General features: G+C 69.1%; 13 protein-coding genes, 1 other RNA gene and 2 pseudogenes. 4 read left to right on the top strand and 12 right to left on the bottom strand.

Annotated elements, in window-relative coordinates:
* Positions 1-129: 129 nt before the first annotated feature.
* A pseudogene (locus tag PV396_RS16725) lies at positions 130-455 on the top strand (adenylyl cyclase); the annotation flags it as partial.
* A gap of 113 nt (positions 456-568) precedes the next feature.
* Here PV396_RS16725 and PV396_RS16720 read toward each other — a convergent pair.
* A complete protein-coding gene (locus PV396_RS16720; protein WP_319205306.1) occupies positions 569-1,804 on the bottom strand; it encodes a VCBS repeat-containing protein in 1,236 nt (411 codons plus the stop codon).
* Positions 1,805-2,037: 233 nt separating this feature from the next.
* Here PV396_RS16720 and PV396_RS16715 point away from each other — a divergent pair, with 233 nt between their 5' ends.
* From PV396_RS16715 to PV396_RS16705, 3 genes are all read left to right on the top strand, one after another.
* A complete protein-coding gene (locus PV396_RS16715) occupies positions 2,038-2,397 on the top strand; it encodes a hypothetical protein (protein WP_319205304.1) in 360 nt (119 codons plus the stop codon).
* Between the two features lie 43 nt (positions 2,398-2,440).
* On the top strand, positions 2,441-3,988 hold the full coding sequence (locus PV396_RS16710) for a tannase/feruloyl esterase family alpha/beta hydrolase (RefSeq protein WP_319205302.1): 1,548 nt from the start codon (positions 2,441-2,443) through the stop codon (positions 3,986-3,988).
* Between the two features lie 492 nt (positions 3,989-4,480).
* Positions 4,481-4,843: an Imm51 family immunity protein gene (locus PV396_RS16705; protein WP_319205300.1), complete on the top strand. Its 363-nt coding sequence runs from the start codon at positions 4,481-4,483 to the stop codon at positions 4,841-4,843.
* 199 nt (positions 4,844-5,042) lie between these two features.
* Here the strand turns inward: PV396_RS16705 and PV396_RS16700 are convergent, their stop codons facing one another.
* From PV396_RS16700 to PV396_RS16650, 11 genes and pseudogenes are all read right to left on the bottom strand, one after another.
* On the bottom strand, positions 5,043-6,005 hold the full coding sequence (locus PV396_RS16700; protein WP_319205298.1) for a PDR/VanB family oxidoreductase: 963 nt from the start codon (positions 6,003-6,005) through the stop codon (positions 5,043-5,045).
* 64 nt (positions 6,006-6,069) lie between these two features.
* Complete coding sequence (locus tag PV396_RS16695) at positions 6,070-7,413, bottom strand: SCP2 sterol-binding domain-containing protein (RefSeq protein WP_319205296.1); 1,344 nt, start codon at positions 7,411-7,413, stop codon at positions 6,070-6,072.
* A 301-nt stretch (positions 7,414-7,714) separates the two neighbouring features.
* On the bottom strand, positions 7,715-8,311 hold the full coding sequence (locus tag PV396_RS16690; protein ID WP_319205294.1) for an HD domain-containing protein: 597 nt from the start codon (positions 8,309-8,311) through the stop codon (positions 7,715-7,717).
* A gap of 4 nt (positions 8,312-8,315) precedes the next feature.
* Positions 8,316-8,795 (bottom strand): helix-turn-helix domain-containing protein, encoded by a 480-nt coding sequence (locus tag PV396_RS16685; protein ID WP_319205292.1) that lies wholly within the window; start codon positions 8,793-8,795, stop codon positions 8,316-8,318.
* A gap of 168 nt (positions 8,796-8,963) precedes the next feature.
* Positions 8,964-9,372: RNase P RNA component class A (gene rnpB / locus PV396_RS16680), an RNA gene on the bottom strand.
* Between the two features lie 67 nt (positions 9,373-9,439).
* A pseudogene (locus PV396_RS45140) lies at positions 9,440-10,237 on the bottom strand (DMT family transporter); the annotation flags it as partial.
* 29 nt (positions 10,238-10,266) lie between these two features.
* The gene (locus tag PV396_RS16670) at positions 10,267-11,130 is read right to left on the bottom strand and encodes an AraC family transcriptional regulator (RefSeq protein ID WP_319205288.1); all 864 of its coding nucleotides are present in this window, start codon (positions 11,128-11,130) and stop codon (positions 10,267-10,269) included.
* 26 nt (positions 11,131-11,156) lie between these two features.
* On the bottom strand, positions 11,157-11,951 hold the full coding sequence (locus PV396_RS16665) for a class I SAM-dependent methyltransferase (RefSeq protein WP_319205286.1): 795 nt from the start codon (positions 11,949-11,951) through the stop codon (positions 11,157-11,159).
* On the bottom strand, positions 11,948-12,148 hold the full coding sequence (locus tag PV396_RS16660; protein ID WP_319205285.1) for a hypothetical protein: 201 nt from the start codon (positions 12,146-12,148) through the stop codon (positions 11,948-11,950). The genes PV396_RS16665 and PV396_RS16660 overlap by 4 nt, the downstream gene beginning before the upstream one ends.
* Positions 12,149-12,210: 62 nt before the next feature.
* On the bottom strand, positions 12,211-14,046 hold the full coding sequence (locus PV396_RS16655; protein ID WP_319205283.1) for an ABC transporter ATP-binding protein: 1,836 nt from the start codon (positions 14,044-14,046) through the stop codon (positions 12,211-12,213).
* On the bottom strand, positions 14,043-14,168 hold the full coding sequence (locus PV396_RS16650) for a hypothetical protein (protein ID WP_319205281.1): 126 nt from the start codon (positions 14,166-14,168) through the stop codon (positions 14,043-14,045). Before PV396_RS16650 ends, PV396_RS16655 begins: the two co-directional genes overlap by 4 nt.

The following is a 14,168-nucleotide window of genomic DNA, read 5'->3' as shown; positions in this document are numbered from 1 at the left end:
ACGTAGGCAGCGCTCCGTAAGCAGTCAGAGGAGAACGGAAGTCACCAAGCCCGAGTACGAGGCCAAGTTCCTCAACATCGACGTCGACTCGCCAGGCCAAGCCCACCAGCCTCGGCGCCGGTCAGTGGCTTGCGGGGCCTTGGTCTGCGGGAGGTCCGGCCAGGAAACTACCGCCAGAATGGCACCTCGGTGAGGTCGCCATCGACTTCGGCACCTGGCCGGGCCTGCCCACCTTCGTCGAGATCGAAGGCCCCGACGAGGCGTCGGTCCGGCACGCGGCCGCTCTGCTCGACCTTGACTACACCCTCACGCGCTTCGGCAGCGTCGACGAGATCTACAAGAGCGAAGTCGGCCGCGACATCCTCGCCGAGACCACTCTTCTCTTCACCGAGGCCGACGTTGACTGCTACAGCGACCAGTCCGACAGCACTGCGGCAACAGGCCGCACTGACTGAACAGAGCAACTGGGTCGGGGCCCTACACGCACCCCCGTACGGAAAACGGGTGAGTCCCCGGGGCCGAGAAACGGCACCGGGGACTCACCCGTGCTGACCCGAGAGGGATCACCTCACCCGAACGCCAACTTCTCGTTCCACCCCGACCCGATCACCGTCTTCACCGGACCGTTCGTGTTCGTGGTGGACGGGTGGTAGATAGACATGTGTCCGTCCGACGCGAACCGAGCCCAGATGTCCGGGATTCCGTCCCCGCTGAGGTCCGGGATTCCGATCGCCGAGTTGACGTTCGCCTCGGTCCAGCTGTTGCCGAACGGCTCGTCCCCGTTGACCGCGTTCGTGGCCAGCATCAGGGAGTTGAGGTCCACGCTGCCCGCCGCCGTGCCCGGCTTGCCCCGCCGGAGGTACATGTTGCCGTTGTCCAGGTTGCGCCAGAGCAGGTCGGCCACGCCGTCCTTGTTAATGTCGGCCAGGTTGACGACGTCGCGGCGGGCCCAGGCGTCGGCGTTCATCTGGGTGGCTGTCTGGATGCTGCCGCCGGTGTAGCCGGAGAGGACCCACAGGCCCGCGGCGTTGCGCAGGACCAGGTCGGGCAGTTTGTCGCCGGTGATGTCGCCGAGAGCCTTCAGCTGGATCCAGGTGGAGGGCGCGGGGGCGTTGGACGGCAGGCGGATCTTCATGCGCTGGGCGACGTCGAAGGAGCCGTAGCCGTCGCCGGGGTAGAGCCAGAAGCCGCCGTCGGGGGCGCGGGCGAAGAGGTCCGTGGTGCCGTCGCCCGGGTAGGTGCCCTGGTAGTGGGCGATCAGCGCGGCCTTGTTGCCGAGCGTCGAGGCCGCGTCGTACCAGTGGCCGGGCGGGTTGAGGGGCGCCGTGCCGTCGGTGGCCCTGGTGTAACAGGAGGTCAGTGAGCCGTACAGCTCCCCGTCCGGCTGGCCCGGGTATGTCTTGAGGACGCCCAGCGGGTCGATGACGAGCAGGTCGGGGGTGCCGTCGCCGCCCGTGTCGCCGGGGGCGTCGGCGTTCTCCTTCGGGGGGACGTACGTCGTGTGGTCCGTGCGCGCGCTCGGGTTGCCGAGGCTGTCGTAGGCGTAGATCTGGAGGGTGTTGGGACCGGCGTTCGGCGGCCGCAGGTCGGGGACGGTGGCGTTGCCGTTCGCGTCGGCGTTGACGGAGGTCGGGGCGACGCCTCCCCAGGCCCAGGTGAACCTCTTCGCGCCCGGGGAGGAGAAGGTGATCGGGCCGGTCTCGCCGAACTTCAGCGTCGCCCTGGTGGCGCCGTCCGAGGTGGAGCGCAGCCATACGTCGGTGGCGACGACCGGTGGTGGCAGGCCGGAGCCGTCGACGGTCACGGCGCAGGCCGTGGTGCCGGGCGGGAAGTAGGTGGAGACCGCCGAGGTGGGGGTGTCGGAGTCCTCCGCGCGTACGTCCCAGAAGTAGGTGGCCTGTCCTCGAGGGACGCGGCCAGGAGGGTTGTCGAGGCCCAGCCGCTGCTGAGGTTGGTGGCCAGGACGCCGGCCGGGGTGGTCGTGTCCTTCTTCCAGAAGCGGAAGCGCAGGCCCTTCAGGTTGCCGTCGAGGTCGCCTTGAACTTGCGCCAGGTCTGGGTGTGCGACTCGCTGGTGGCCCGCATGCCGAGGGTGAGCGTCGAGTGGCCGTTGGTCGTGGCGTACTGGGCGGCGTCCTTGACGTTGAAGGCCTCGTCGTCGTCGGGGCAGGATGTCGACCAGCCGCGCGCGAAGGACTTGCGCTGGAGTTCGTCGGACCAGCTCGGCTGGGCGTTCCACGTCGTGCCGGACGAGATCGAGCCCGTACGCCAGAGCTGGAACTCGCGGGTCGTGCAGGACCAGGAGTGGTTGTTGAGGAGGGCCGCATCATGGACCGAGTTCCACCGCGGACTTCCGCAAGGCCGCGACCGGGCTCACCGCCTCCTCGGCGTGGGCTGACGACAACGACGCAACGACGCAACGACAAGAGGAAGCAGAGGCGATGAACCCCCCGACGTCCCAGCCCGGTTTCTTCCGCTCCGCCCGCCGATTCCGGTGGGCTTTCCTCTGCGGCCTGGTCCTGTCGATCGGCCTGACGGCCGTGTCCCCGGCAAGCCGGACACCCTTCACGGCCTCCTTCGAACCGGCCAGACCCTGCGTGAGCCTGACCGAGCTGACCTTCGCCGACGGCACTCGCGTCACCGGGGCCGAGGAAGAGGACGGCATTTGCCGGGTGCGCCTGACCGTTCCCGAGAGCATCACCGTCGCGGTCTCCCTGCCGGTGTACGACTGGAACGGACGGTTCCAGGGGGTCGGAGGTGGCGGCTACGTCGGCGCGCTCACCCCACCCGACAGCGCGGCCGAGGCGGGCTACGCTGCGGCGTCCACCGACACGGGCCACACCGCGTCCGCCCTGTCCGGCGCATGGGCGTGGTCGCCGACCGGGATGAGACAGAACCTTGTCACCGACTTCGCCCGCCGCTCGCTCCACGAGATGACCGTCAAGGGCAAGGCGGTGACCGAGGCGTACTACGGCCAGGCCCCCGCCTACTCGTACTGGAACGGCTGCTCCACCGGCGGCCGGCAGGGCCTGATGGAGGCCCAGCGCCACCCCGAGGACTACGACGGCATCCTCTCCGCGGCGCCCGCCGTCAACTGGGACCGGTTCGTCCCCGCGGCGTTGTGGCCGCAGATCGTGATGCGGGAGAGCGGCCGTGTCATCAGCCCCTGCGTCTTCGAGGCGCTGGGCAGGGCGGTCGTCGCGGCCTGCGACGGCAACGACGGTGTGCGAGACGGGATCGTCGATCCCCTGGCCTGCCGCTTCGACCCGTCGCGGCTGATCGGCATGAAGACGGCCTGCGGCACCGTCACCGCCGAGGACGCGGCCGTCGTCGAGAAGATCTGGCAGGGACCGCGTGGCCAGGACGGCTCGTTCCTCTGGTACGGCCTGACACCGGGCGCTTCCTTCATCGGGCTGGCCGGCAGCAACTCCACCGGGGCTGCCACGCCGTTCCCGATCGCGGCCGACTGGTTCAGGTACTGGCTGGCCAAGGACCCGGACTTCGACTGGCGCACGGTCGGCACAGCGGACTTCGCGGACTGGTTCGAGCAGTCCCGGGCCGAGTACCACGACATCCTCGGCACCGACGATCCCGACCTCGGCGCCTTCCGGGACGGGGGCGGAAAGCTGATCCTTTGGCACGGCTGGGCCGACGAGCTGATCTTCCCGCAGGGCACGATCGACTACTTCCGGCGCGTGGCAGCCGAGTCGGGCGGACCGCAGCGTACCGAGCGGTTCGCTCGGCTGTTCATGGCACCCGGTGTCGCTCACTGCAATCTCGGCCCCGGCGCCGCTCCGGTCGATCCGCTCGCCGCCCTGGTGGCATGGGTCGAGAAGGGTGAGGCCCCGGAGACCCTGCTGGGCCGCAACGGGGATCTCACACGTCCGCTGTGCCGCTGGCCCGCCGTTCCTCGCTATACGGGCCACGGCAACACGGACGACGCGGCCAATTTCCGCTGCGCCGCGACGTACGGCCACCGGGAGGAATAGCCGCTACCCCGTGCCGGCGCGAGGAGGCGCGCGTCGTGGTGATGGTGCCGCACGGGCAGCGGACGGAGACGACAAAACTCCCACGGGACGATGTAGACGCAAACCGACGGTCAGATCGTCAGGGTTCTGGACAACGGAAACGGCACGTTCGACGTCGTGATACCCGACCTGAGCAACCCCAGCGGCGGACACAGCACCGCTATGGAGGATGCGACGCGGAAGCACGTCGACAAGAAGATCCGAGATGGGAAGTGGTCGTGAGCGAAGAGCGATCTCCGTGGACCGGCGCGGTGACAGAGCGGCTGAGATGCTGCATCTGTGACGGGTCGGCCGACGACGCACCCGACGGGTAGGGCCGTTGTGTTGCCCGGCTCACCACCCAGCTCGACGGCCACCTCACCCCCGGTCCCGGGAGATCACGTAGCAGAGGCAGCCCGCGTTCCACGCTGGCGAGTAGGCCGACCTGTCAGTGGGTCATGCCAAGATGCCCGCATGACTCAAGCAATCGATCACGCGGACCTCGCCCCGCTGCAGCTGTTCGACACATCGCCCGGCAACTACAGCCTGATCCTCACCGACGACCACTTTGTCGGGTTGACCGAGCTCTTCGAAGCCGTCGGCCAGGAGGGCGGCGGGTACGGCTGGGACGCGGTCGCGCACACGGCACTGCGCGTCCATGCGCCGGAACTGGCCGACCGGATAGGCGGCTTCGATCCCGAGGCCGGGATGATGTGCGTCTACGGCAAGGACGAGGCGGCTCTGCGGGAGCTCGGACTGATCATCAGCAGCGCCTTCCACGACCGCGTGAAACTGGCCGCACTGATCGAGGCGACGGACCCCGGGGACTGGGACTGAGACGGATCGATCTGCTTGCAGTTGGGGTGATCGTCTCGAGGCTGGGCAGGCGGTGTCGAGGGCTGGTTACGGATCCGGGGGGCGGGAGGAGTGACCGCTGGCCCGCCCCTCGCCGTAGCGAACGGCTACGCGGGCCGGCGATCCACCGCGCCAGGCGGCCGAGGCGGGGCCGGTGCACGTCTCCCCGGTCCCGAACGGATCAGATGTCGAGGACCAGACGGTCGCCCTTGGCCCTGGAGACGCAGATCATCATGGTGTCGCCCGCGGCGCGATCCTGGTCGTTCAGTACCGAGTCGCGGTGGTCGATCTCCCCGGACAGCACCTTCGTCTCGCAGGTGCCGCAGATGCCCTCCTCGCACGAGGTCATCACCGGCACACCGGCAGCTTCGACGGCCTCGAGAATGGTCATGTCCTCAGCGATCACCAGCTTCTTGCCGGACTGGGCCAATTCGACCTCGAAGCTGCTCTGCGGCCCGGCGGCGAGGTCCTGTTTGGGGGCGAAGCGCTCCAGGTGCAGGGTTCCACTCGGCCACTTCTCGCAGCCGGCCTCGACCGCCGCGAGCAGCGGTTCCGGGCCGCAGCTGTAGACAACTGTCTTCCGTTGCGGCTTGCCGAGGAACGACGGCAGGTCCAGCAGCCCGTACTCGTCCTGCGGCCGCAGGCTCACCCGGTCTCCGTAGGCCCGCTGCAGGGTCTCACCGAACGCCATCGAGGCGCGGGTTCGGCCCCCGTAGACGAGGCGCCAGTCGGCGCGGGTCGCGTTGACGGCCGCCACCATGGGCAGGATGGGGGTGATCCCGATGCCGCCTGCGATGAACAGGTAGTTCTTGGCCTTCACGAGCGGAAAGTGGTTGCGCGGCCCGCGGATACGCACCGACTCACCCTCGGCGAGCTCGTCGTGAACGTGACGCGAACCGCCGCGGCTTTCCGGTTCACGCAGCACCGCGACCTGAAAGCGGGACCGGTCCCCCGGGTCCCCGCACAGTGAATACTGCCGGATCAGGCCGGCTCCCAGTATCAGATCGATATGGGCTCCCGGCTCCCACTCCGGCAGTGGCCGGCCTTCCGGGTCGCGCAGCGTCAGCAGCACGACGCCTTCGGCCATCGTTTCCTTGCGTTCCAACACGAGGTCGAGCTCGACTTCGGTGCTGAGCGTGCTCATGTTCCGCCTTTCACTTCTCACGGCGATAGTTCAGCGATCTGTCGGTGATGATTCGGTGGCGCCCTTAGGACGGGAAGCAACGGCCGAAGTCGCGCAGCAGGCGGGGGGAGCCCTGCAGCTTGATCTGGCGACGGACCAGAGCCCACGCCAACATCGACGGCTTGGCGAGGAAACTCAGCCAGGTGCGTGTGTCCGCGGTGACCCTGAGATCCGGCTCACCGAGATGCCCCTCGGCGACATCGAGTTCGCGGTTGCGGATGGTCACGGTGATCTGTCGGGACTCGTCGCCGGTGAAGGTGAAGTGGTAGGTGACGGACATGTCCTTCGCCTGTTCGCGCTGGAAGATCAGCGGCAGGCCTTCCACCAGGCCGTCGATGCTGTTCGCTCGCAGGCTCATCGCCACATGCTTCGTGCGCTTGTTCGGGAACCGGGCGGCCACATGCTGTTCGGCGTCGGAACCCTCCACGACGTAGACGGTCTCCGCCTTGTCCATCAGCGGGCGCACGACCTGGTTCAGATGGGCCTTGCGGTCGTCCAGCCAGGGGCCGATGACATCCTCGCCCGCCGGACAGACCGACATGCAGTAGGCCGCTTTGTAGTTGGCACCGAAGGACAGGCTCTGCCACATCGAGGCGCTCTCACTGTCACTCACTCGCGACCGGTAGTCGTGGGCGTCACGGCTTTCGGCGACCTGCTCGGCCCAGTCCCCGAAGCCGCCCATGAATTCACGGTAGTTGTGCGTGTAGCAGGCGGAGAAGTTGAAGTGACCGTCGGAGGCGATGGCCCCGGTCGGGCAGGCCGTCACGCACAACTTGCATTCCAGGCAGGGGTTGTACTCGATGGGCCGGGTGTATTCGCTGACCTCGGCGTCGACAAGAATCGTGCCCAGCAGGATGAAGTTGCCGAATTTGGGATGAATGACGTTGCGGTGGATACCCATCTTGCCGAGCCCCGCCGCCACGGCGACCGGCTTGTGCGAGACGACCCACGCCTTCCTCGGGAAGTTGTCGATCTCCATCGGAAATCCCATCGCGGGGTTGATGGCGCGCACGCCCGCCGCTTCCAGTTCGCCCACCACCTGCCGGCCGATTTCGTTGGTGTGGTCGCCGGTGTGATGGAACTCCAGGTTGGCGACCGAACGGGCAGGAGTGCGGATGTTCTCCCGGTTCATCCGGGTCACGATGCTGATCAACGTTCGGACACCCGGCAGCGCTGCGCTCAGGTCCTCTCGCTGGTCGGCGATGTCCGGCCGGTCGATCTCGACGAAGCCGACGTCGTCCGCACCCGCGTCGAGAACCAGCCGGCGCAGCCACGCCGCGTCCAGCGGTTCGGCGGGCCGGGCGGCTGAGCGGTCACGCCGGCGGGCTTGGACGACGGTGGGATGGTCTTCGAGCTTGTTCTTCGCCATCGAGCACGTCACCTTACGGGGCTGGGCACTTGAGAGTTTCATGAAGCAACTCGCACACTAGCCGCGTGAGTTGCGTGAAGCAACTTATGGTGGAGCTGTGATCGATCTGTCGGGTCGCCTGCTGGAGATGCGCACAACTGGGCATCACAGAAAGGGAGTTCAGGGTCACCCTGGGAGCATCAAGGGCGACGAGGAGGCACAGGCGCCTCCCATGGGCTTCCGGGTCAGCGTTGGGTTCGGGTCACCGACGGCGGTGGAGTAGTAGGACCGGGGCCCCTCGTCACGGTGCGCGCCGGTGCACTCAGCTATGGATCGGGAAGGACGCCTGAAAGGCCAGGCGCTCGTCGGCCTCGTCGCCGAGGCGGGAGAGGATCTCGTCGAGCGCGAGGAACTCCTCCCACGCCGGCCGACCGGTGGCCTCGCTCAGTCTGGCCACGAAGAGGTCCTCCAGTTCGGGGACGCGCTTGTTCTTCCAGATCTTGTCGGCGAGGCTCACCAGGAGGTCCTCCGGACCGACGTCCGGTCGCGTCCACGACGCGTGGGTCGCGGCGAAGCGGGCGAACTCCGGGCTGACGCCGTGCTCGAGCAAGAGGGCCTGCCCGGCCTCCTCATGCGCCGACCCGGGCCGGGAAAGCTCGGCCGCGTGCACTGTCTTGCCTATGTCATGCGTCGCGGCCCCGAACAGCACCGCCTCCCGGTCGAACGTCACGGCGGAGCAGTGCTCTTCCATCCAGACGACCAGCTGATACGCGACATCGTGAACGGCACGCAGATGGGCCGCCAGTCGAGGCGGGGAACACAGCAATGCCAGCAGTTCCGCGACGCGGTCCGGCAGTGGGAGCAGAGGCAGATCACCGGTGCCGCGCACGGCTCTCGACAAGACGGTGTCGGTCGTCACCGCGTCAGGGTAGCCGGGTGCCGGATGTCAGGCCGGTGAGTCCTGGGCCGGGGAGCAGTTGGACGGCGTCCGGGTCCAGCACCTGTCCGCAGTGGGTGCACACGAGCTGTTCCCGCACGTGGCCTCCGCATCCCACATGGGCCGCGATGCGCGGAGGGCCGGCCGGACCCTCGGCGTGTTCGTCGCCCCAGTGCATCAAGGAAAGCAACGCGGTGAGCAGGTCCTTGGCCTTGTTCGTCGGCCGGTACTCGTAGCGGGCTGGCCGCTCCTGGTAACAGACCCGCTCCAGCAGCCCGTCGTCGACCAGCTTGGACAGGCGGCTGGTGAGTACGTTGCGGGCGATACCGAGACTGTCCTGGAACTCCTCGAACCGGCGCAGGCCGAGCAGTGAGTCGCGAACGATCAGCAAGGTCCAGCGCTCGCCCACGACCTCCAGGGTCCGGGCGATGGAGCACAGCTGACTGTCATATGTTCGGCCCAACATGCCGCGAATCTAGCACGTTGCACCAAGCAACTGACATGGCTGGGGTCTCCGTTCAACCAACCAGTAGTCGCCCGCCGCCCCCTCCCAGTCAACGCTCTGTCAGGTTGCCCAGGAAACCGCACAGATGCGCGAGCAGCGCAAGCGGACGTCGCATGCCATGAACTCCGGCAGACGAGTCGGGCTATACGCCGGGTTCTGTCACCCGGGCTCCTCGCGGGGCCCGGGGAGACGGCCATCCATCTAGGGTCGGCGTTGCCGCCGGCCTCGTGCGGTCTACCCGCGGACTCGGGCGGGCAGCCCTCGAACGTCCGCGCAGAGCCGCCTTTTACAGCGGCTCCTTTTGACCTTGCTCCGGGTGGGGTTTACCTAGCTGCCCAGGTCGCCCTGGGCACTGGTGGTCTCTTACACCACCGTTTCACCCTTACCGGGGGCCGGAGCCCTCGGCGGTTTGTTTTCTGTGGCACTGTCCCGCGGGTCACCCCGGGTGGCCGTTAGCCATCACCCTGCCCTGTGGAGCCCGGACGTTCCTCGGGGAGCGCCCCCGAAGGGGTGTCCACGCGGCCGTCCGCCCGGCTCGTCTGCCGTGTCGACCATGCTACCGGGCGTCCGCCCCGACGCGGTCCAGTGGCCGTCGCCAGGACGGAGCCCGCCAGGATCAGGGCGAACGCGGCGAGGATGCCGGCCGTCAGCGGTTCGTCCAGGAACAGGGCGCCCGCCGCCACCGCGACCGCCGGATTGACGTACGTGAACACCGTGGCCCGGGTCGGGCCGACCTCCTTGATCAGCTCCAGGAACGCCACGAAGGCGAGGGCCGTGCAGATCACGCCCAGGACGGCGAGAGCCGCCAGAACCTCAGCAGATGGAAGCTCCGCCGGGCGGGTCAGCACCGCCGCCGGGGCGTAGACCAGAGCGGCCAGCGCCAGGCAGGGCGCGGTGAGGTGGAGCGACGGGACGTTTTTCAGGTGGCGCGCCACTATCAGTGGGGCCGTGGCGTAGCCGATCACCGTCAGCAGGACCTCCGCGAGGGAGCGGGCGTCGCCGCCTGTCAGATGCGGGACGGTCAGGACCGCGACGCCCGCCAGGCCCAGGGTCAGGCCCGTGAGACGCCGGGCGCCCAGCCTCTCCGTACTGCCGAAGAAGCGGGCCAGCGCGACCCCGACTATCGGGACGCCCGCGATCAGGAGGCCGGCCGTGGAGCTGGAGAGGTGGCGTTCCGCGTCCGTCAGGGTCCACCAGGGGCCGATGATCTCGATGACCGCGAAGGCCAGCATCGGACGCCAGTGGGTGCGGATGGTGTGGGGGAGGCCTCCCTGGCGGATCGCGAAGGGGAGGAGGAGGGCGGCGCCCAGAAGGCAGCGGGTGAACACCACCGCCGACGGTGACAGGTCCGCCTCCACCGCCACCTTGATCAGCAGGTAGGGGATGCCCCAGACCACTCCCATCAGGGAGAACAACAACCAGCCGCGTGCAGTCATGCGGGCAAGTGTCGGCTGCCTCCCCGGACGCCGTCTTGAACGCTGTTGCGGTACACCGCCGGGGTGACCCCCAGGACGCGTCTGAACCAGCGGGTCAGGTGCGCCTGGTCGGCGAAGCCGACGAGGGAGGCCACCTCGGCGGGGCGCAGTCCGGTCTCCAGCAGGGCCCTGGCCCGGGTCACGCGGTGCTGGGCCAGCCAGGCGTACGGGGGGATGCCGACCGTCGTACGGAACGCGCGCAGGAGTTGGTAGCGGGACAGGCCCAGGTCGGTGGCGAGGTCGGCGAGGGAGGGCGGGGTGGTGAGTTCGTCGGCCAGGCGGGTGCGTACGGCGTGGGCTATGTGGTCCGCGCCGGGGATCCTGTCGGCCGGCGGGCGGGCTGTGGAGTGGCGGCGGGCCAGGGCGGTGAGCAGCCAGGGGAGGCGGGACTCGGCCTCCAGGGGGTCCGGGCAGGTGCTCAGGTCGGTGTGCGCGGTGCGGAGGGCGGCGGCCAGTTCGGGGTCGTGGAGGAGCGGCTCGCGGAAGTGGGGGAAGCCGGTGGTGGTGCCGTCCGTGAGGAGGGAGGCGTCGGCGTACAGGGCTCGGTAGGCGTAGCCGTTCGCGGTGTCCGGGCCGCCGGTGTGCATCTCCCCGGGTTCCAGTACGACCACGGAACCGGGCCCGGGGCGCAGGCGGCCACCCCGGTAGTCGATGACCTCCGAGCCGCCGACGTACAGCCCGACCGTGAACTCGTCGTGGGCGTGCGGGGCGTAGACGTGCCGGTCGAAGGAGGCGGTGAGCAGGTCCAGGGCGGGGCCCGTGCGGCCGAGCCTCGCTCTGGTCCAGCGTGCCTGTTCCCGTCCACCCCCGACTGCGCTCACGGTCCCACGGTACTTCGCGGCTGTCGCTACGACGGTTTGACGTACGTGCAGATCGCCAGCGGTGAGCGCGCGGAGTACGGCTCGGCGTCGGTGGGCCAGTCGCCGAAGCGGTGCTCCGGTACCAGGCCGGCGGCTCGGGCGTAGGCGTCCATTTCCTCCGGTGCGGTCAGGCGGGAGACCTCCGTGCCGACGCGGGTGGTGCCGTCGGACTCGTACCAGACGTGGGAGAGGTGCCACAGCGAACCCTCGGGCAGCAGCAGGGAGTGGCTCTGCAGGCCGGTGCCGGGCTCCGGGTAGGGCGTGAAGTACGTGTCGCGGTCGCGGCCCTCGTGCAGGGCGATGACGGCCGGCTTGTTGTGGGTCTCCAGGACGAACCGGCCGCCGGGGGCGAGCAGGTCGGCGGCGCGTCGTACCGCCTGTCGCTGCTCCTCGGGGGTGAGCAGCATGGACAGGGTGGCGCAGACGCAGTACACGAGCCCCACGGTGTGGTCGGCGGTGTAGGTGCGGATGTCGGCGTGCACGGCATCGACGGGGGTGTCGTCGGTCAGGTTGCGGCGCAGGACGCCGAGCATCTCGGACGAGGAGTCGACGCCGGTGATCCTGCCGACGCGGCGCGACAGCGGGAGCGCGAGCCGCCCGTTGCCGACACCGAACTCGATCGTGCCCGAGGCCGCGTCGGGGTGGAGTGAGGCCAGCCGGTCGACCTCGACGGTGACGGAGGCGTCGTCGGGGAAGAGGCGGTGGTAGAAGCCGTCGAACTGCCTGCCGTAGCCGATGTCGTCGACGATGCCTTGCGTGGTGGGTTTGGTGAACGTGCTCATGGGTGCTGCCTCCGCTTCTTGGGTGGGGTGGTCTGGGTGGTCCTCGGGTGGCTGTTCCCTCTGGCCTGTGAACAGGCACCGAACAGCACGACGAGGGCGGTGCCGATCACGACGGGAATGCTGACGGCCCCGGTGGCGATCAGGAAGCCGACGATGCCGACGGCCACGACGAGGGGGGCCAGCAGGAAGTCGTTCATCACGTTCTCCAGTTCTCCGGTTCTCCGGTTCTCCTGGCGGGATCTGGGGCGGCGTCCTGGGATCAGGGCGCCACGTCGCTGAGTGCCTGGAGCCGGGCGAGCCGGCGGTAGAGGTCGCTGTGCCGGTGGAGTTCGTCGTGGGTGCCGACGGCGTTCACCTGGCCCCGGTCGAGGACGACGATCTGCTGGGCCTCGGTGACGGTGGACAGCCGGTGGGCGATGGCGATGACCGCGCAGAAGCCGGAGATCATCGTGATGCTGTCGCGCAGCGCGCTCTCCGACTCGGTGTCGAGGTTGGCGGTGGCCTCGTCCAGCAGCAGGAACCGGGGGGCCTGCAGCAACGTACGGGCGATGGCGAGGCGTTGTCGCTGACCGCCCGACAGGCCGGCGCCCCGGTCGCCGAGTTCGGTGCCCAGGCCCTGGGGCAGCGCGCCGATCACCTCGGTCAGGTTGGCCATGCGCAGCGCCTCGGCGATGTCCTTGTCGCCGGCGTCCGGGGCGCTGTAGGTGAGGTTGTCGCGTACGGTGCCGCGCAGCAGGGTGTGGTCCTGGTCGACGTATCCGACGATGGACCGGAGTTGGTTCAGAGGCAGGTCGGTGATGTCCGTGCCGTCGATGCGGATCGCCCCGGACACGGGGTCGAAGAGCCGCTCGATGAGCTGGAAGACGGTGCTCTTGCCGGCGCCGGACGGGCCGACGACGGCGGTGAGCCCGGTGGCGGGGACGCTGAAGGAGACGTCGTCGAGGACGACCTTGTCGCTGCCGGGGTAGGCGAAGGTCACCGAGTCGAAGGCGAGCCCGCTGCCGTAGGTGCTCCTGGGGGCGCGGGCGCCGCGCTTGCGCTCGGCCGGGGGCCGGGTCGGCCGGTCGCCCTCCACCTCGATCTCGCCGAGCTCGGCCAGGCGGTCGATCGACGCCCGGCCGACCTGGAACTGCGCGATGGACGTGAACAGGGTCAGGAGCGGGGCCACCAGGTAGAACAGGTAGAGGATGAAGGCCGTCAGGTTGGCCGCGGTCATGTCGCCGGTCGCGGTGCGGGCCGCGCCCAGGGCGATGACGACGGTCAGGGCGAGCTGTGTGCCGATGCTCATAGTGGGGTCGAGGAGTGACGACAGGACCGTCACCTTGATCCCCGACTTGCGGGCCTGTTTCGCGATGTCCGCGATGCCCTCCGCCTCCCGGGCCTCGGCGCGGGACGCCTTCACGGTCGGCATCGCGCCGAGCACCCGCAGCAGCGCGGAGCCGAAGTTGCCGGTGTCGGTCTGGTTGGTGATCGACACCTTCCGCACCCCGCGTGCCAGCCACAGCGAGACGAGGCTGGTGACGCCGAGACAGCCCACGGTGGCGAGGAGCAGTACCTCGTCGACCCAGGCCATCAGCGCGAGGCCGCCGACGACCAGGAAGCCGTTCTGGATGATGCTGTCGATGGCGTGCGTCATCGTGGTGCGGGCGAGGAGCGTGTCGCTGACCATCCGGGCGAACACGTCGCCCTGCTTCCAGCCGCTGTAGGCCCGGAACCGGGAGCGCAGCAGGCGGGAGGCGAGGTTGCTGCGGATGTCGTAGACGATGTTCTCGCCGGCGAGCCCGATCACGTACGAGTGGAGGGCGCCGAGGATGGCGTCGGCGATGAACAGGACGGCGGCGAACAGGATGGGTTCTGTCACCGGCTGCCGGTTCTCCACGGTGGCGACCAGTGCGCCGATGACCGCGGGCTGGGCCAGGGATGCCGTGGCGCCCAGCAGGCCCAGCAGGATGCCGAGCGCGATCAGTTTGCGGTGCCGGCCGAGCGCCCGCCACGGTTTGGCTCCCTTGCCCCACAGGAGATGCAGGTGGAGCTGCGGGACCGCCCGGTGCACGGCCCGCGGCCTGGCCGGGGGCCGCGTGCCGGTGGGGCTCACTCGGGGTCGCTCCCGTCCCGCTTGCGCCCGCGTATGAGCTGTACGTACAGGAGGGCCGCCCGGACCAGGCCGACCCCGGCGAGTGCGAGGCCGCTGAGGAAGAAGGGGTTGTCGAGGGTCAT

It is taken from the genome of Streptomyces sp. ME02-8801-2C (assembly GCF_033793965.1).
Taxonomy (GTDB): Bacteria; Actinomycetota; Actinomycetes; order Streptomycetales; family Streptomycetaceae; genus Streptomyces.
This window is presented reverse-complemented; position numbering and strand designations above follow the sequence as displayed.

What these genes read in the sequence shown, in the direction of transcription:
- PV396_RS16700 (WP_319205298.1), bottom strand. Translation starts at nt 6,005, where the DNA reads ATGAGCACGCTCAGCACCGAAGTCGAGCTCGACCTCGTGTTGGAACGC.
- PV396_RS16695 (WP_319205296.1), bottom strand. Translation starts at nt 7,413, where the DNA reads ATGGCGAAGAACAAGCTCGAAGACCATCCCACCGTCGTCCAAGCCCGC.
- PV396_RS16660 (WP_319205285.1), bottom strand. Translation starts at nt 12,148, where the DNA reads ATGAACGACTTCCTGCTGGCCCCCCTCGTCGTGGCCGTCGGCATCGTC.
- PV396_RS16650 (WP_319205281.1), bottom strand. Translation starts at nt 14,168, where the DNA reads ATGACCCTCGACAACCCCTTCTTCCTCAGCGGCCTCGCACTCGCCGGG.
- PV396_RS16665 (WP_319205286.1), bottom strand. Translation starts at nt 11,951, where the DNA reads ATGAGCACGTTCACCAAACCCACCACGCAAGGCATCGTCGACGACATC.
- PV396_RS16710 (WP_319205302.1), top strand. Translation starts at nt 2,441, where the DNA reads ATGAACCCCCCGACGTCCCAGCCCGGTTTCTTCCGCTCCGCCCGCCGA.
- PV396_RS16705 (WP_319205300.1), top strand. Translation starts at nt 4,481, where the DNA reads ATGACTCAAGCAATCGATCACGCGGACCTCGCCCCGCTGCAGCTGTTC.
- PV396_RS16685 (WP_319205292.1), bottom strand. Translation starts at nt 8,795, where the DNA reads ATGTTGGGCCGAACATATGACAGTCAGCTGTGCTCCATCGCCCGGACC.